The sequence below is a fragment of the Geodermatophilus chilensis genome, from assembly GCF_002802985.1.
GTDB classification, from domain to species: Bacteria; Actinomycetota; Actinomycetes; order Mycobacteriales; family Geodermatophilaceae; genus Geodermatophilus; species Geodermatophilus chilensis.
Genome location: NZ_NVPT01000050.1, coordinates 15,261 through 31,837 on the forward strand (window position 1 = coordinate 15,261; position 16,577 = coordinate 31,837).

Consider the following 16,577-nt stretch of genomic DNA (forward strand, 5'->3'; position numbering starts at 1 on the left):
CGACACCACCCGGACCCCGCGGCGGGACCCGACCGCCCCGAGCCACTACCGCGGGGACGCCACACCGACCTCTGGACTGCGGCCCCCCTCGTCATGGAGGGCGGGTGCGCCGGAGAAGCGCGCGGCGAGCTCGGAACGGGATCGGACCCCGAGCTTGGTGTAGACCCGCGTGAGGTGGAACTGGACGGTCTTGACCGAGAGGAGCATCGACGCAGCCACCTCCTTGTTGGTCAGCCCCGTTGCCACGAGTCTGGCGACGGTTCGCTCCTGCGCGGTGAGGCCCTGCATGTCGGCCTCGGTTCCTCGTGGTGCGGAGCGGCCGGTCTTGAGTTCCCGATCGCAGCGCTCCACGTAGACCTGCGCGCCTAGCGCGGCGAAGGACTGGCGTGCCGTGGTGAGCAGCGCGGCGGCGTCCCGCCGCCGGCCGGCGCGGCGCAGTGTGATGCCGTGGGCGAAGTCCACGCGAGCGCGCTCGTACGGCAGCGGCAGCGCGGCCAGCCGGGCCCACGCCTGCTCGAAGGCCGCCTCCGCCCCGGGCAGGTCCCCGCGGGCGGCCAGCAGCCGGCCGTGGACGTAGCCCAGCCGAGCGCTCGCCGAGCGGTGCCCCCGGCGGTGCGCCGTCGCCTCGAGCGGGGCGAGGAACGCCTCGGCCTCGGTGAGTCGGTCGGTCACGACGAGGGCGTTGGCGTAGACGTCGTGCCAGGGCCAGAACCCCGGCTCGTCGAGGCCGCCGCGCGGGGTCCGGACGGCGAGGGGCGCGAGGTGGCGGACGACTGCGGCGTAGTCCGACGCCGCCTCGGCCACGTGCGCCCGCGCGAGCAGGGCGGGCACGGTCATGACGGTGTAGTCGTGCTCGGCGGCCGCGCCGAGCTGCAGGTGCCGCTCGGCGTCCTCGCGTTCCCCACGCAGGGCGTGGACCTGGGCGCCGGTCCAGTGGACGAGGGGACGCAGCAGGTCCAGCCCGGTGGCGGCGACCAGGACCTCGGCCTGACCGACCGCGTCCAGCGCCCCGAGCCAGTCGCCCAGGGCGAAGCGGGTCCGGGCGAGCCACACCAGGGCCCACAGGGAGATCCGGTTGGAGCCGGCCTGCCGCGCGGTGGGGACGGCGAACTCCAGCTCGCGCCGGGCCGCCTCGGGATCGTCCTGCGCGAGGTGGAGCCAGCCCAGCCCCATGCGGGCGCGCTGGTGCTGGGGACCGACCGGGCTCTCGGCGACCGCGTGCCGGTAGGCGGTGAAGGCCTCGTCGATGCAGCCCCGTGCCGCGTGGCCGAGCCCGATGATGGCGCGGGACTCGACCGCGGCCGGGGCGCCGGGCTGGGCGTACTCGTCCGCCCTGCCGGCCCAGCGGATCAGTTCGTCGCCGTCCCAGTCGGCCAGGGCGTGCAGCACGTACCGCTGGCAGACGACGGCGGCGGCACCGCGGTCGGCGCCCCGGAGGCGCCAGGCGGTGTCGAGGTGGGTGACCGCCTCGACACGGCGGCCGCGCTGGACGGCGACGTAGCCGAGAACAGCGTCGCGGCGGGGGTCGGCGGGAAGCGCCTCCAGCTCGGGGAGGGCCTCCACGGCCTGGCCGAGCAGGCCGGCTCCGGCCAGCGCGTCGACGGCCTGGATGAGGCGGTCCTCGCGGTCGGCTCGGGTGGGGCTGATCCGGCTGGCGTCGATGAGCGCGCCGGCGACGACGGCCCAGGCCCCCTCATCGGCCTTGCGGCGCGCCAGCTCCACCAGTTCGTCGGCGAGGTGGGCGTCCGGAAGGGGTGCCGCCTCGACCCGGTGGCGGAGCCGCTCGGTGTCGTCGGTGACCACGGCGGCCGCGCGCAGGTGCAGCTCGTGCCGCGCCCTCGGCGAGAGGGTCGCGTGGACGGCGCCGCGGGTGAACCGCTCCGGGAAGACGAGCGCGTCCAGGCCGTGCCCGGCGGCGGTCGCGAGGAGGCCGGCGGCACAGGCCTCGTCGAGAGCAGCGATCGGGTCGGCGAGCCCGGCCAGGGCGGCGGCGTCGGCGAGCACAGGGCTCCGACCGAGCACGGCTGCCGCCTCGACCAGCGCGCGGGCCTCCGGGGAGCAGCGGTCGAGCGCCTGCTGTACGCGGCGCTGGATGCTGGCCGGCGCCGGCAGCCGGGACTGCCAGTCCGACCAGCGGACCGGTGGAGTGTCGCGGAGGACCTCCAGGAGGTGGCCGGGGATGCCGGCGGTGTGCTCGCAGAGTCGCCGGGCGACGGGCATCGGGAGGTCGACCGCCGCCACCCGCGCGGCGAGCAGCCGGGTGTCCGTCGGTCCCAGCCGCCGCACGGGGACGGGGGTGGCCGTGAGCCGGTCGAGGACAGCACCGGCCTCCGGGTCGCCGGTGTCCGGCCACCCGGTGGTCCGGGCGAGCAGCAGCACGACCGGGGCGCGGTGGATGCGCGCGACCGCGGAGGCGATGGCCTGCAGCGAGACGGGGTCCGCGCAGTCGGCGTCGTCGACGACGACCAGCAGCGGCTCCTCCCCGGCCCGGGCCTCCCACCGTCGGGCGAGCACGGTGCCGAGGTCGACCGGGTCGTCGCCGACCGGCCCCGGCGGGGGGTCTCCGGGGTCGTCGGCGAGCAGCCGCCGGGCGAGCGCACCGGCTCGGCGGCTCTCCCACGGCAGCCCGGTGGCCGCCGTCGTCGGCAGCCCCGGGTGCCGGCGGCGGATCCGGCGGAGGAGCGTGGTCTTGCCGATCCCGGCCGGGCCCTCGATGACGGCGACCACCGGCCCGCCGGCGCGGGCCCGGTCGAGCAGTGCCTCGAGCTGCGTGGTCTCGGTGGCCAGCCCGACGACGTGGAGGTCCTGGTCGTGCGGGCTCACGTCGACACCGTAGGGCCGGACGGTGCCTCCGTGGAGGACTCCCCGCTCAGCGGCTCACCCGCGGTCGCCGCCGGCCACGGGCAGGATGGTCCCGGTGATGTAGGAGGCCTCCTCCGAGGCGAGGAAGGTGATGGCCGCGGCCTGCTCGTCCAGGGTCCCGTACCGCTTCATCAGCGAGGAGTCCACGGTCTGGTCCACGATCGTCTGGTACCAGGTCTTCTCCTGCTCGCTCTGCGGTGCCGGGCCGCGGGGCGTGCGGCGGGGTGGGGCCTCGGTGCCGCCGGGCGCGGTGGCGACGACCCGCACGCCGTGCGGGGCCATCTCGAGGGCCAGGGCGGTGGTGATCGCATTGACCCCGCCCTTGGCGGCGGCGTAGGGGATCCGGTTGAGCCCCCGGGTGGCCACCGACGAGACGTTGACGATGGTGCCCTGTCCCCGCTGGACCATGTGCGGCACGACGGCGCGGCAGCACCACAGCGTCGGCCACAGGGACCGGTTGATCTCGGCCTGGATCTGGTCGGGCGGGTAGTGCTCGAACGGCTTGGCCCAGATCGTGCCGCCGACGGTGTGGATGGCGACGTCGATGCGGCCGAACCGCTGCAGTGCGGCGTCCACGACCGACTTCGCGCCCTCCCAGGTCTCCAGGTCGGCGACGACCGGGATCGCCTCCGCCCCGGGCTGCCCCAGCTCACCGGCCAGGTCGCGCACCAGCTCGGCGCGGTCGGCCAGCACCAGGGTCCCGCCCTCGGCGCTGATCCGTCGGGCCGTGCGCTCGCCGATCCCCTGCCCGGCACCGGTGACCAGGACGACCTGGCCGGCGAACCGGCCCGGCGTGACGAACCGGGGACGGCGTCCGGCGGCGAGGTCGTGCATGGCCCGGCGGGTGGTCTCCTTCGACCGTTCCGCGTGCTCGGTGATGAGGATCCGCGCCGCCTCGCGGTCGCCGTCCCGGAACGCCTCGACGATGTCGAGGTGGTCCTGCGCGCACCGGGGGTGGCACCAGGTGGCCGAGCGGAGGGACTCCTCCATGTGCCCCTTGACGCCGAGCGCCTGGTAGGCGCGCAGCAGGTGCTCGTTGCCGGTGAGGGTGAACAGGTAGTCGTGGAAGGCGGCGTTGGTCTCGGTGTACGCCGCCGCGTCGACGAACCTGTCGCCCTCGACGTAGGGCACCGTGGCCTCGGCCAGGATCCGGTAGCCGACGAGCTGCTGGTGCGTCAGGCGACCGATGGTGAGCTCGAGTGCGCCCAGCTCCAGCGCCCGGCGGGCGTCGAAGATGGCGTCGGACTCGTGCACCGACGGGTGCTCCTCACCGATCTCGTACCCGTCCCCCGTGATCGAGTAGCCGCCTGCGGTCAACGCCGGCTCGATCTCCGCGTCCGCCTGACCGGCCGGCGCCTCGGGCGCCGGTGAGGTGAGCTGCTCCAGCGCCACCTCGGGCAGCATCTCCTGGCCGGCGACGGCGCGGGCACCGACGGCGGGCACGAGGTCGTCGGCGTCGTCGACGGGCAGGACGTCCCCGGTGGGGAACGGCTCCCCCACCCGCTGCCCCGCCAACCGCCACATGTCCGCCGGCGACTCGGCACGCGACCCGACCGCGTCGACGCCGAGCGGAGGCAGCTCGACCGGCGGGAACAGGTCCTGCCCGGCCGACGTCCGGCCCTCCCGGCCGTCCAGGGCCAGCAGCTCGGCGACGGTGTCCGGGACGGTGCTCGAGGTGGGGACCGGCACCGGCGGCGGCTCGGGAGCGACCACCTCGGACTCCGGCACGACCGCTCCGGGCTCCGGCTCGACGACCTCCTCGGCGGCCTCCGTCGGGGCCGCGGCCAGCGCGAACTTCTCGTAGTAGAAGCCCGAGGGGGTCACCCCGAGCCCGGCGACGTGCTTGCGGACCCCCTCCACCATGGGCGGCGGGCCGCAGAGGTACAGCGCGGCATCGCCGTCGTACAGGTGCTCGGTTCCCATCAGGCCGGTGACGTAGCCCTGGTTGGGGGCCTTCGTGGCGGGGTCGGCGACGCAGTAGTCCCAGGTGAGCCCGTCGATGGCGCCCGCCAGCTGCTCGATGGCCTCCATCTCGACCAGGTCGTCGTCGGTCGTGACCCCGTACAGGAGGTGCATCTGCCGGTCGCTGCGGTTGCCCTCCAGCGTCCGCAGGATGGACAGGATCGGCGCCAGCCCCGTCCCGCCGGCCAGGAGCAGCAGCGGAGCGTCGGACTCGCGCAGGAAGAAGCTGCCGTGCGGGCCGGTGAAGGTGATCTCGTCGCCGACCTCGGCCCGCTCCTCCAGGTAGGTCGACATGACGCCGCCGGGCGTCAGCTTGACCAGGAAGGTCAGCTCCTCGTCCTGCGGAGCGCTGCTGAAGGAGTACGACCGGGACTCCTCGGTGCCGGGCACGGCGATGTTGACGTACTGCCCGGGGAGGAACGCCAGGGAGTCCCGGTCGTCGATCTCGATGGTCAGCCCGACCGTCGTCGGGGACAGCCGGTCCAGTGCGGTGATGCAACCGCGGTGCGTGGCGGCGCTGGTCTTGGCCACCGCGGAGGTGGTCGCGATCTGCAGCACCAGGTCCGAGCGCGGCTTCATGCTGCAGGGCAGCACGTACCCGCTCTCGGCTTCGTCGTCCGACAACGCGTCCTCGAGGTAGTAGCCCCCGTCGAACTCGCCCGACTCGCAGAGCGCCTTGCAGGTGCCGCAGGCGCCGTCACGGCAGTCCAGCGGGATGTTGATCCGTGCCCGGTAAGACGCGTCGGCGACGGTCTGGTCGTCCCGGCAGGTGATGAAGCGGGTGACCCCGTCCTCGAACGCGAGTGCCACGCGGTGGTCCATGGAGATCTCCGTAGCTCGGAGGGACAGCAGCTCGGTGGGAGGGAAGCCCGGGAGGAGCCGCTGCTCAGAGGTGGTAGACGTCGACGACGTGGTGGATGTAGTCGTTCTTCAGCACCACGGTCTTGCGCCGGATGAGCGGCGCGGGCCCGGAGAAGTCGATCGTGTAGAACGACGTGCCGTAGTACGGGTCGACCGTCTTGTACCGGAAGTACATCGTGTGCCAGTTGAACCGGACGTCGACCAGGTCGCCCCGACGCTCGATGACCTCGACGTTGGTGATGTTGTGGCTGGTGCGCGGCTCGGGCAGCGACGTCGCGCTGGAGCGCTCGGTCCGGATCCGGAAGACGCGGTCCTCCAGGCCACCCTTGTTCGAGTAGTAGATGAGGGACATCTCCCGGTGCGGGTCCTCGGTGAGCCGGTCGTCGTCGGCCCATGACGGCATCCAGAAGACGACGTCGTCGGCGTAGCACTCCAGCCACTTCTCGAACTCGCGGTCGTCGAGGTAGCGGGCCTCGCGGTAGAGGAACTGCTCGATCATGTTCTGGGTGATGAGCTTCCCGCCCGCGGGCACCGCCTCGGCCGGGGTCTGGGTGGGGTGCTGCGTCGTGGTCATTGAGGTCAGCCCTTCGTGGTCGCGGCGGCCGCGCCGGCCTGCTTCTCGACGGCGGCGCGCATGGTCTGCAGCCAGTAGCCGTGCTGGATCGGGTACAGCCCCTCGTCCTCGTTGCGCTGCCCCGCGGAGATGACGCCGTCCATGCCGAGGGACTCGGCGACCTCGTCCGGCCCGTTGAGCCAGTGCTCGGCACCGCGGCTCATGTCGTTCCAGGGCGCGGCGGTGGCCCGGAAGGTGAGCTGGCAGGAGCGGAACTCCTCCAGGTCGTCCGGGGTGGCCATGCCGGAGGCGTTGAAGAAGTCCTCGTACTGGCGGATCCGGTGCTCGCGGGCCTCGGCGCTCTCGCCCTTGGGCGCGATGCAGTAGATGGTGACCTCGGTCTGCTCGGGCGAGATCGGCCGGAAGTGCCGGATCTGGGTGCTGAACTGGTCCATCAGGTAGACGTTCGGGTAGAGGCACAGGTTGCGGGAGCCCTTGACCATGAACTCGCCCTTGGCGTCGCCGAACTGGGCCTTGAGCTCGTCCATGCGGTCCCACAGCGGGCGGTCCTGGGGGTTGGCCGCCCAGGTCCACAGGCACAGGTGCCCGTTGGGGTAGGACCAGTAGCCGCCGCCGGACTTGCCCCAGCCGCCGGCGTCCAGCGCCTTGGTCGTGTTCTTCGACTCGCCGGTGCTGCGCCGCGAGGTCGTGGCCGCGTAGTTCCAGTGGGTCGCGCTGACGTGGTAGCCGTCGGCACCGTTCTCGGCCTGGACCTTCCAGTTGCCGTCGTAGGTGTAGGTCGAGGAGCCGCGCAGCACCTCCAGCCCCTCCGGCGACTGGTCGACGAGCATGTCGATGACCTTGGTGGTGTCGCCGAGGTGCTCGGCGAGCGTGCTCACGTCCGGGTTGACGCTGCCGAACAGGAACCCGCGGTAGCTGTCGAACCGCGCGACCTTGACCAGGTCGTGGGAGCCGTCCTTGGCGAAGCTCTCCGGGTACCCGGCGCCGTCGGGGTCCTTGACCTTGAGCAGCTTGCCGTCGTTGCGGAACGTCCAGCCGTGGAACGGGCAGGTCAGCGTCATCCGGTTGTCGGTCTTGCGGCGACAGAGCATCGAGCCGCGGTGTGCGCACGCGTTGATCAGGCAGTGCAGCTCGCCCTGCTTGTCGCGGGTGATGACGACGGGCTGGCGGCCGATGTAGGTGGTGAAGTAGTCACCCGGGTTCGGGACCTGGCTCTCGTGCGCGAGGTAGACCCAGTTGCCCTCGAAGATGTGGGTCATCTCCAGCTCGAAGATCTCCTCGTCGGTGAAGATCCGACGGTTGGCCCGGTAGATCCCGGCCTCGCGGTCTTCGATGACGGCGTCGGCGAGGACGTCACTGAGCTGCGTGGCGTCGACTGTCATGGCGGGCCTCCGGTCGAGTGGGCGTTGGTCGAGTGCGCTCCCCCTAACTGTGGGTGGCGCCGGTCACGTTCGCGTCAGCAATCTGCCTAGTCCTGACCAGGCATCGATCGAGACGTCAGATGTCTCAATCGAGCGGAACTCGGTCTTTGTGCCTACACGGCGACCGGTCCTACGTTGAGTGCGTCACAGCGACACACCCGGCGCCCGATCCGGCCCGGCTCGGACCGTGGGAGGAGGGGACGTGGAGATCCGGCAGCTGCAGTACTTCGTCACCGTCGCACAGACCCGGCACTTCGGGCGGGCGGCCGAACGCCTGCACATGGCCCAGTCCCCGCTGTCCCAGGCCATCCGCCAGCTGGAGGCCCAGCTCGGGACCGCGCTGTTCACCCGGACGACGCGGCGGGTCGAGCTCACCCCCGCGGGCGAGGCGTTCCTGCAGGACGCCGAGCGCATCCTCGACTCGATCGAGGCCGCGCGGACCCGCGTCCGGCTGATCGGCGCCGGCAGCACCGGCCTGCTCCGCGTCGGGGCGACCGGGCTGGCGGCGCTCTGCCAGCTGCCCCAGCTGGCCCGGATCGCCGCCCGGGAGATACCCGGCCTGGTGCTGCGGTTCCAGTCCGACCTGCTCACCCCGGCGCAGGAACTGGCCCTCGAGGAGGACCGGATCGACCTCGCCGTGCTGCGTCCACCGCTGCGCCGGACGGGGTTGTCGTCCCGGCTGATCACCCGGGAACGGCTGGTCCTCGCCGCGTCCGGCAGCCACCGTCTCGCCGGTGACGAGCCGGTCGAGCTGACCGAGCTGCGGAACGAGGACTTCGTCGTCTACGCCGCCGAGGGCTCTGTCGTGAACACCGTCGTGACCCAGGCCTGCCTCGCCGCGGGCTTCCTGCCCCGGCGCACCCACCAGGCCGCGGAGACCTCGATCATGCTCACGCTGGTTGCCGCCGGCTTGGGCGTGGCCCTGCTGCCGGAGTCGGTGCTGGCGCTGCGCGTCAACGGGGTCCGCTTCGTGCCGGTCGCCGACGACGTGCACATCGACCTGGCCCTGGCCTGGCGGCGCGAGGACCGCTCCCCTGCCCTCGCCCGGATGCTCGACGCGCTGGAGGCCAACGGCTTCCTCGTGCCCGACGCGGGGTTCCCCACCCCGACCGCACCAGACACCGCCCCACTGGGAGGCACCCGTTGAAGATCGTGAAGGTCGAGGCGGTCCCGTTCGCGATCCCGTACCGCAAGCCGCTGCGCTTCGCCAGCGGCGAGGTGCACGTCGCCGATCACGTGCTGGTCCGCGTGCACACGGGCGACGGCGTGGTCGGCGTGGCGGAGGCCCCGCCGCGGCCGTACACCTACGGCGAGACCCAGGAGTCCGTCGTCGCGGTGGTCGACAAGCTCTTCGCGCCGCAGTTGGTGGACCTGACGCTGCTGGAGCGCGAGACCGTCCACGCGAGGATGGAGCGCACCGTCGGCAACCCGGCCGCGAAGGCAGCCGTGGACATGGCGATCTGGGACGCGCTGGGCCGCACGCTGGACCTCTCCGTCTCACAGCTGCTGGGCGGCTTCACCGACCGGATGCGGGTGTCCCACATGGTGGGGTTCGCCCCCGACGCCGAGATGGTCGCCGAGGCCGAACGGGTCCGCGACACCTACGGCATCCGGGTGTTCAAGGTGAAGGTGGGCCGGCGCCCGGTCGAGCTCGACGTCGGCGCCTGCCGGGCACTGCGGGAGGCGCTGGGCCCGGACGTGGAGCTCTACGTCGACGGCAACCGCGGCTGGACGCCGTCGGAGGCGGCGCGGGCCCTGCGCGCGATGGCCGATCTGGACCTCACGCTGTCCGAGGAGCTCTGCCCCGCCGACGACGTCCTCGGGCGCCGCTGGCTCACCTCACAGACGACGGTGCCCACCGTCGCCGACGAGAGTGCTCCGACGCCCGGCGCCGTCACCCGCGAGCTGCTCGACGGCGCGGCGACCATGATCAGCATCAAGACGGCCCGCACCGGGTTCAGCAGGTCGCAGGCGATCCTGCACCAGTGCGAGGGCCTCGGCGCCGAAGTCGTCATGGGCAACCAGATCGACGGCCAGATCGGCACCGCCTGCAGCGTCGCCTTCGGCGCCGCCCACCGTTCCTCGTCGCGACGAGCCGGTGAGCTCTCCAACTTCCTGGACATGAGTGACGACCTGCTCACCGAGCCGCTGGAAATCTCCGGCGGCGAGCTCGCCGTCCGTCCAGGGCCCGGGATCGGCATCGACGTCGACCCCGACAAGCTCTCGCACTACCGCCAGGACCGCTGAACCGGTCCTGCACGGGACACCCCAACCGCAACGACGCAGGAGGACCACCATGAGTGCGCCCACCGCACCCAGCCCGACCGCGGCCGGCTCCGGCCGCAACGCCACGGAGCGCTTCGCCCAGAAGGAGCGCAACGCCGCCACCGTCGACCAGGCCCGCGTGTCGGCCATCGCCACCGACGCCATCACCGCGCTGCACGAGGTCATCCGCCGGCACGGGGTGACCTACGCCGAGTACGACGCGCTGAAGGCGTGGCTGATCCGGGTCGGTGAGGACGGCGAGTGGCCGCTGTTCCTGGACGTGTGGATCGAGCACGTCGTCGAGGAGGTCGCCAACGCCGACCGCAAGGGGGCGGTCGGCACCATCGAGGGCCCGTACTACATCCCGGGCTCGCCGGAGTTCCGCAGCGAGGCCACCCTGCCGATGCGCGACGGCGAGAAGGGCACGCCGTTCCTGTTCCAGGGCACCGTCACCGACCTCGACGGCAACTCGGTCGAGGACGCACGGGTCGAGCTGTGGCACGCCGACGACGACGGCTTCTACTCGCAGTTCGCTCCGGGCATCCCGGAGTGGAACCTGCGCGGCACCGTCCTCACCGGGGCCGACGGCCGGTTCGCGTTCCACACCGTCAAGCCGGCGCCCTACCAGATCCCGACCGACGGCTCCTGCGGCGCGCTCATCGCCGCGGCCGGCTGGCACGCCTGGCGGCCGGCGCACCTGCACCTGAAGGTGTCCGCGCCCGGCAAGCAGCTGGTCACCACCCAGCTGTACTTCGAGGGCGGCGAGCACGTGCAGGACGACGTCGCCCAGGCCGTGAAGCCGGAGCTGGTCCTGCGTCCCACCCCGGCCGCCTCGGGGAAGGGCGAGGAGGTCACCTACGACTTCGCGCTGGACCCCGCGTGACACAGCTGTACGCGGTGCGGATGGACGTCGCGCTGCCGCCGGACATGGACCCGGCGGCACGCGACGACCTCCTCGCCCGGGAGAAGGCCTACTCGCAGCGCTGGCAGCGCTCGGGCCACTGGCCGCACATCTGGCGGTGTGTCGGGCAATACGCCAACCTCAGCGTCTTCGCCGTCGACAGCAACGAGCAGCTGCACCAGATCCTGTGGGGCCTGCCGCTGTTCCCCTACATGAGCATCACGGTCACGCCGCTGGCCGCGCACCCGTCGGACATCGCGCAGGCCCCGGCGCAGAGCGGCACCGCGCAGGCCCCGGCGCAGAGCGGCACCGCGCAGGCCCCGGCGCAGAGCGGCACCGCGCAGGCCCCGGCGCAGGACAGCACCGCGCAGGCCCCGGCGCAGGACAGCACCGCGCAGGACCGGGCGCAGGACAGCACCGCGCAGGACCGGGCGCAGGCCGACTGAACCACCGCACCACCCGCACCACTGCACGACCAGGCCGCCCGGCGTCCGACACGTCCGCCCGGCGCAGCTCCCCTTCCCTCACCCGTGGCGACGTCGGTCGCCGGGTGCCCCCTGCCCTGCCACGGCCACCGGCCGTCTTCGAGCCAGGGCCCGTCCCGAGGAGAACCGCAGTGGCACCACCCACGCAGGACGGAGCCGTCCCCCAGGACGCCCTCCGTCGCCGGTCGGTCACCTGGATCGTCTCGCTGGCCACGGTCGGCCTGGTCTTCGACGGCTACGACCTGGTCGTCTACGGGACCGTCGTCCCCCTCTTCCTGCGCGACCCCGGCCAGCTCGGCGAGGTGACGCCGGCCCTGGCCGGGGCGCTGGGCAGCTACGCGCTCGTCGGCGTGCTCGTCGGCGCCTTGGTGGCCGGCGGCGTGGCCGACGTCATCGGGCGCCGGAAGGTCATGCTCACCGCCTACGCGTGGTTCTCCGTCGGCATGGCCCTCACCGCGCTGGCGACGACCACGACCACCTTCGGCCTGCTCCGCTTCGTCACCGGCATCGGGGTCGGCGCGCTGGTCGCCACCACCGGGGCCCTCGTCGCCGAGTTCGCACCCGCGGGGAAGAAGAACCTCGCGAACGCGATCACCTACTCCGGGGTGCCGCTGGGCAGCCTGCTCGCCGCGCTGCTGGCCATCCTGCTGCTGGACGTCATCGGCTGGCGGGGCATGTTCTGGATCGGCGCCCTCCCGCTGCTGACGCTGCTCCCGCTCGCCTTCCTCAAGATGCCCGAGTCGCCGGCCTGGCTGGCGTCGCGGGGGCGCCTCGACGAAGCCCGGGACGTCGCCGCGCGGACCGGGGTGTCGCTCGTCGTGCCGGGCACCGAGGGCCCCCGGGTCGCCGACCCGGTCCCGGAGGGCCGCGCCGGCTTCGCCGGGCTGGCCGGCCGCACGTACCTGCTGCCGACGCTCCTGCTGGGCCTGCTCAGCGCGACCGGTCTCCTGCTGGTCTACGCGCTCAACACCTGGCTGCCCGAGCTGATGGGCCGCGCCGGCTTCTCCACGAACGGGTCGCTGGCCTTCCTGCTGGTGCTCAACGGCGGCGCGGTCCTGGGCGCGCTGGCCGCCTCCCGGTTCGCCGACCGGTTCGGCCCCAAGCCGGTGGTGGCCGCGTCCTTCACGCTGGGCGCAGCGGCGATCGCGCTGCTGACCGTGAGCCTCCCGCTGGGCGTGCTGCTGGCGTTCGTGGCGGTCGTCGGGCTCGGGACGAGCGGGACGCAGATCCTCATCTACGGGTTCGTCGCGACCTACTACCGCACCAACGTGCGGACCGCGGGCGTGGCCTGGTGCGCCGGGTTCGGCCGGCTCGGCGGCATCGGCGGTCCGCTCATCGGCGGCCTGCTGGTCGCCTCGGGCATCGCGCTCAACTCGATCTTCTACGTGCTGACCGCCCTGGCCGTGCTGGGCGCCCTGCTCACCCTGGTCGTGCCGACGGCGGACGCCCGGCACGCGCAGGCCGCCCGCCGGGCGGCCCCGGCCGGGCTCGCCGTGGAACCGGGCGACCTGCTCGCCCGCACGGCCGAGTAGCGGGTCCCCGCCCACGGACGCGACGCGCCGGACCCCGGACGCGCCGGAGCGGCCCCGCGGTCACCGACCGCGGGGCCGCTCCCTTCCCCGGCCCGGAACTCCCCGGCCGGCCGGCGGAACGCCGTCGAGCGGCTCAGGCGTCGAGGCCGGAGAAGGTGGGCGTCGCCTCCTCGCCGTCCCAGTTCACGCGGAAGGTGAAGGCCTCCTCCAGCGCCGCCCGGTACTGCTCGGCCTCGTCCTCGGTGATCTCGCCCGAGGCGAGCACGGCGTCGATGGCCGGGCTCCATGCCCCGACCAGCGTGTCGACGAGGTCCTGCGGGTCCACGCCGATGTCCTCGGCGACGGCGGCCAGGTTCTGCCCGGCGTCCATCCGGACGTGCAGTTCGTCGTGGCTGATGGCCAGGACCTCGTCCAGCACGTCCTGGACGGGCTGGTGCCCGCGGTGCAGGTCGAGGCCGGCGTCGCCGTAGGCCTCCTGGACCAGCTCGACCAGCTGCTCCTCGGTGGTGACCGAGGAGACGTCGACCCCGCCCGGGCCTCCGCCCCGCGCACAGTCCGGCGCGCCGTCGAGGCTGGTGCCGGTGTCGGTCGTGGTGGTGCTGCTCGTGGTCGAGGCGGCCTCGGCGGTGGTGCCGCAGGCGGCCGCGACGGGGACGACGACGGCGGCGAGGAGGACGGCGGCGAGGGTCTTGCGGAGCTTCATCGTGGGCTCATCTCGTGCATCGGGGTGAGTCGGTCGGGCACCACGGTGGAGCGTGCGTCTCCGCCGACGCTGGGCGCCGACTGTGAGAACGCTGTGACACCGCGCGAGTGCGCTGGGTGACGTCTTCACAGCCCGCGTCCGGGGAGCTCACAGGGACGGTCCGCACGCTCGGGCGTCATGCCCTCCCTCCTCCGCCCCCGCACGCTCGCCGCCGGCGCCGCCCTGGCCGGCGGCCTGGTCCTGGTCACCCCGTCGGTCGCCGGCGCGCACAGCCTCGACAGCAGCACGCTGTCCGTGCGCGTGGGCGAGGACTCGGCGGACGCCACCGTCAGCGTCGCGCTCGAGACGCTCGACCAGGCGCTCGGCACCGGCTACACCGCAGCCACGGACGTGGACTCCTACGCCGACGAGGTCGTCGCCTACCTCGACGAGCACCTGACCGTCACCGGCGCCGACGGCACGACGTGGGCCGAGACCTGGTCGGATGTGGTGCGGGAGCAGGTCGAGGGCATCGACTCCCTCAGCGTCGAGGTCACCCTCGACCCCGGGAGCACCGACCCGTCGGGCTTCACCCTCGCCTACGACGGGATCATCGAGGCCGACCCGACGCACGAGGTGGTCGTCGTCCTCATCGACGCGACCGGCGACATCTCCACCGCCGGGGTCCTCGACGCCGCCGCCGGCACCCTGCGGATCGGCGATGTCGCCTCGACCGGTCTGGCCGACATGGTCGGGTACGGCCTGCACCACGTGCTCGAGGGCGCCGACCACCTGCTGTTCCTGCTGACGCTGCTGCTGGTCGCCCCCCTCGTCGTCGTCGCGGGGAGGTGGCAGCGGCGGGCCGGCCTCGTGCCGACGCTGCGCCGGGTCCTCGGCGTCGTCACGGCGTTCACCGTGGGGCACTCGCTGACGCTCATCGCCTCCGCGCTGGGCTGGGTGTCGGCACCCGGCACGCCGGTCGAGGTGCTCATCGCCGCGTCGGTCGGGGTGGCGGCGGTGCACGCCATGCGCCCGCTCGCCCGCCGGGGCGAGCTCCTCATCGCCGGCGGCTTCGGTCTGGTGCACGGGCTGGCCTTCGCCGGCATCCTCACCGACCTCGGGCTCGACGGGTCCGCCTCGCTGCCCGCGCTGCTGGCCTTCAACGTGGGCGTCGAACTGGCGCAGCTCCTCACCCTGGCGCTGGTGTTCCCCTCGCTGTACGTGGTGTCCCGGACCCGCTGGTACCCGGCACTGCGCCTCGGCGGCGCGACCCTGGCCCTCGCCGCCGCCACCGGGTGGGCGCTGGACCGCCTCGGCGTCCTCGCCAACCCGCTGGCCGGAGCGGAGGAGGCCGTCATCGGCCACCCCTGGTACGTGGTCATCGGCCTCGCGCTCGGCGCCGTGGCCTGCCGGCTGGCCGACCGCCGGGCTCCCGCGACGGTCCCGCTGCAGCAGGAGGCCGCCCTCACCCACCCGGGCCGCTGAGGTCCGCCGGCCGGGCGACGGGGATGTCGCGTGGACCGCTCGGGCGGACGCGACCCCCTCGCCCGGTCGGGGCAGCCGGCCCCGTCACCTCGACGCGGCGTCGAGGAGCTTGGTGGCGATGCGGGAGAGCTGGTCGACCTCGTCGGGCGTGAGCTGGTCGGACACCAGCCGGCGGACCTCGGCGACGTGCCCGGGGGCGATCTGCTCGACCGCGGCCCGACCGGCGGGGGTGAGCCGGGTGAGCTGGCCCCGCCGGTCGGTCGCGGCCGGGCAGCGGGTGACCCAGCCGCGGTCCTCCAGCGCGGCGACGGCGTGCGACAGCCGGCTGGGCGAGGTGGCGGTGGATGCGGCGAGCTCGCTCATGCGCAGCTGCTGGTCCTGGGCCTGGGCCAGCATGGCGAGGATTTGGTGGTAGACGTGGCTGATGCCGGCGTCCTGGCGCAGCTGCCTGTCCAGCCGGTGCGGCAGCCGGGTCACCAGCCGGACCAGCGGCAGCCAGGCGGTCATCTCCGCCTCGCTGAGCCAGCGCGGCTCGCCGTCGCCCGGGGGACCGGCGGCGCCGCTGGTCGCGGTGGGGTCGGTCGTGGTGGCGTCCGTCGTCGTCATGCCGCCTGGAAGGACCGCCGGGAGAGCCCGACGCCGTAGCCGTCGAGGGTCGTGAGCACCGGCGCGGCGGGGTCGGTGGCTGCGCCGAGGGTGACGAACAGCGGGGTGAAGTGCTCCACGGTCGGGTGGGCGTAGGGCATCCCGGGTGCGGCGGTGCGGAAGCGGGCGAGCTCGGCGACGTCGCCGCGGGCCAGCGCGTCGGCGGCCCAGGCGTCGAAGTCGGCCGACCAGCCGGGCACCTTGTTCTCCTGGAACATCTCCCGGGTCAGGAAGGGCAGGCCGTGGGTCATGTGGCCCGAGCCGACCACCAGCACGCCGGACTCGCGCAGCGGCCGCAGCCGCTCGCCCAGGGCCAGCAGCTCGTCGGGGTCCTCGGTGGGCAGGCTCAGCTGCAGCACCGGGACGTCGGCGGCCGGGTACATGATCTTCAGCGGCACCCAGGCGCCGTGGTCCAGCCCGCGGCGGGCGTGCTGGTGCACCTGCTCGGTGTCCGGCATGAGCGCGACCACCTGCCGCGCCAGGTCGCCGGCGTCGGGGGTGTCGTAGCGGAACGTGTAGTAGAGCGGGTCGAAGCCCCCGAAGTCGTAGACCAGCTCGCTGGGCCGGGCGGCGCTGACCGACAGCGGGGCGGACTCCCAGTGCGCGGAGACGACCAGGATCGCCTTCGGCTTGGGCAGCGCCCGGGCCCAGTCGTGCAGCGGGTCGAGCCACTCGGGGCTGCCGAACGGCATCGGGCCGCCCCCGTGGGAGAGGTAGAGGCTGGGCAGCGGCCCGTCCTGCGGCGTCCACGGCCGGTGCGGGGACGCAGCCTCGAGGGCCGCGACGCGGCGCAGGTGCGCGGCGAACGGGTGCGCAGCCGGGATGCGCGCGTCGGCGACGGCGGTCGTGGTGGGGGCGGGCGTGGTCATGCGGAGTCCTCGGCTGTCTCTTATTACACATCT

At 73.5% G+C, this 16,577-nt stretch carries 13 protein-coding genes; 6 read left to right on the forward strand and 7 right to left on the reverse strand.

Annotation, left to right across the window (positions count from 1 at the left end; translation table 11 throughout):
• Nucleotides 1–45: 45 nt before the first annotated feature.
• From CNO22_RS10485 to benA, 4 genes are all read right to left on the reverse strand, one after another.
• Nucleotides 46–2,823 (reverse strand): helix-turn-helix transcriptional regulator, encoded by a 2,778-nt coding sequence (locus tag CNO22_RS10485; protein ID WP_100499317.1) that lies wholly within the window; start codon nt 2,821–2,823, stop codon nt 46–48.
• Between the two features lie 54 nt (nt 2,824–2,877).
• Nucleotides 2,878–5,646, reverse strand: coding sequence for a benzoate 1,2-dioxygenase electron transfer component BenC (gene benC, locus CNO22_RS10490; protein WP_100499318.1), 2,769 nt, complete (start codon nt 5,644–5,646; stop codon nt 2,878–2,880).
• Nucleotides 5,647–5,710: 64 nt separating this feature from the next.
• On the reverse strand, nt 5,711–6,259 hold the full coding sequence (benB, locus tag CNO22_RS10495; protein WP_100499319.1) for a benzoate 1,2-dioxygenase small subunit: 549 nt from the start codon (nt 6,257–6,259) through the stop codon (nt 5,711–5,713).
• A 5-nt stretch (nt 6,260–6,264) separates the two neighbouring features.
• The gene (gene benA / locus CNO22_RS10500) at nt 6,265–7,641 is read right to left on the reverse strand and encodes a benzoate 1,2-dioxygenase large subunit (RefSeq protein ID WP_100499320.1); all 1,377 of its coding nucleotides are present in this window, start codon (nt 7,639–7,641) and stop codon (nt 6,265–6,267) included.
• Nucleotides 7,642–7,882: 241 nt separating this feature from the next.
• Between benA and CNO22_RS10505 the strand changes: the two genes are divergently transcribed.
• The 5 genes from CNO22_RS10505 to CNO22_RS10525 all read left to right on the forward strand — a co-directional run bounded on the left by CNO22_RS10505 (nt 7,883) and on the right by CNO22_RS10525 (nt 12,863).
• Nucleotides 7,883–8,827, forward strand: coding sequence for a LysR substrate-binding domain-containing protein (locus CNO22_RS10505; protein WP_100499321.1), 945 nt, complete (start codon nt 7,883–7,885; stop codon nt 8,825–8,827).
• A gap of 5 nt (nt 8,828–8,832) precedes the next feature.
• On the forward strand, nt 8,833–9,927 hold the full coding sequence (locus CNO22_RS10510) for a mandelate racemase/muconate lactonizing enzyme family protein (protein ID WP_232806945.1): 1,095 nt from the start codon (nt 8,833–8,835) through the stop codon (nt 9,925–9,927).
• A 49-nt stretch (nt 9,928–9,976) separates the two neighbouring features.
• Nucleotides 9,977–10,828 (forward strand): catechol 1,2-dioxygenase, encoded by an 852-nt coding sequence (gene catA, locus CNO22_RS10515; protein WP_100499323.1) that lies wholly within the window; start codon nt 9,977–9,979, stop codon nt 10,826–10,828.
• Nucleotides 10,825–11,292, forward strand: coding sequence for a muconolactone Delta-isomerase (catC, locus tag CNO22_RS28990; protein WP_232806942.1), 468 nt, complete (start codon nt 10,825–10,827; stop codon nt 11,290–11,292). Before catA ends, catC begins: the two co-directional genes overlap by 4 nt.
• A 170-nt stretch (nt 11,293–11,462) precedes the next feature.
• Nucleotides 11,463–12,863, forward strand: a complete 1,401-nt coding sequence (locus CNO22_RS10525; RefSeq protein WP_100499324.1) for an MFS transporter — start codon at nt 11,463–11,465, stop codon at nt 12,861–12,863.
• A gap of 133 nt (nt 12,864–12,996) precedes the next feature.
• Here CNO22_RS10525 and CNO22_RS10530 read toward each other — a convergent pair whose 3' ends face one another.
• Nucleotides 12,997–13,566: a hypothetical protein gene (locus CNO22_RS10530; RefSeq protein ID WP_100499325.1), complete on the reverse strand. Its 570-nt coding sequence runs from the start codon at nt 13,564–13,566 to the stop codon at nt 12,997–12,999.
• Nucleotides 13,567–13,743: 177 nt separating this feature from the next.
• On the opposite strand from CNO22_RS10530, the gene CNO22_RS10535 reads away from it, so the two are divergent.
• On the forward strand, nt 13,744–15,030 hold the full coding sequence (locus CNO22_RS10535) for a HupE/UreJ family protein (protein WP_100499326.1): 1,287 nt from the start codon (nt 13,744–13,746) through the stop codon (nt 15,028–15,030).
• Between the two features lie 84 nt (nt 15,031–15,114).
• Here CNO22_RS10535 and CNO22_RS10540 read toward each other — a convergent pair whose 3' ends face one another.
• Together CNO22_RS10540 and CNO22_RS10545 are read right to left on the reverse strand one after the other, a co-directional pair.
• On the reverse strand, nt 15,115–15,636 hold the full coding sequence (locus tag CNO22_RS10540; RefSeq protein WP_100499327.1) for a MarR family winged helix-turn-helix transcriptional regulator: 522 nt from the start codon (nt 15,634–15,636) through the stop codon (nt 15,115–15,117).
• Nucleotides 15,633–16,544 (reverse strand): dioxygenase family protein, encoded by a 912-nt coding sequence (locus CNO22_RS10545; protein ID WP_100499328.1) that lies wholly within the window; start codon nt 16,542–16,544, stop codon nt 15,633–15,635. Before CNO22_RS10545 ends, CNO22_RS10540 begins: the two co-directional genes overlap by 4 nt.
• Nucleotides 16,545–16,577 lie beyond the last annotated feature (33 nt).

Bases quoted from the DNA above. Each gene is read 5' to 3' on its own strand.
- CNO22_RS10535 (WP_100499326.1), top strand. From the start codon at position 13,744: ATGCCCTCCCTCCTCCGCCCCCGCACGCTCGCCGCCGGCGCCGCCCTG.
- benB (WP_100499319.1), bottom strand. From the start codon at position 6,259: ATGACCACGACGCAGCACCCCACCCAGACCCCGGCCGAGGCGGTGCCC.
- benC (WP_100499318.1), bottom strand. From the start codon at position 5,646: ATGGACCACCGCGTGGCACTCGCGTTCGAGGACGGGGTCACCCGCTTC.
- benA (WP_100499320.1), bottom strand. From the start codon at position 7,641: ATGACAGTCGACGCCACGCAGCTCAGTGACGTCCTCGCCGACGCCGTC.
- CNO22_RS10545 (WP_100499328.1), bottom strand. From the start codon at position 16,544: ATGACCACGCCCGCCCCCACCACGACCGCCGTCGCCGACGCGCGCATC.
- CNO22_RS10530 (WP_100499325.1), bottom strand. From the start codon at position 13,566: ATGAAGCTCCGCAAGACCCTCGCCGCCGTCCTCCTCGCCGCCGTCGTC.
- CNO22_RS10540 (WP_100499327.1), bottom strand. From the start codon at position 15,636: ATGACGACGACGGACGCCACCACGACCGACCCCACCGCGACCAGCGGC.
- catA (WP_100499323.1), top strand. From the start codon at position 9,977: ATGAGTGCGCCCACCGCACCCAGCCCGACCGCGGCCGGCTCCGGCCGC.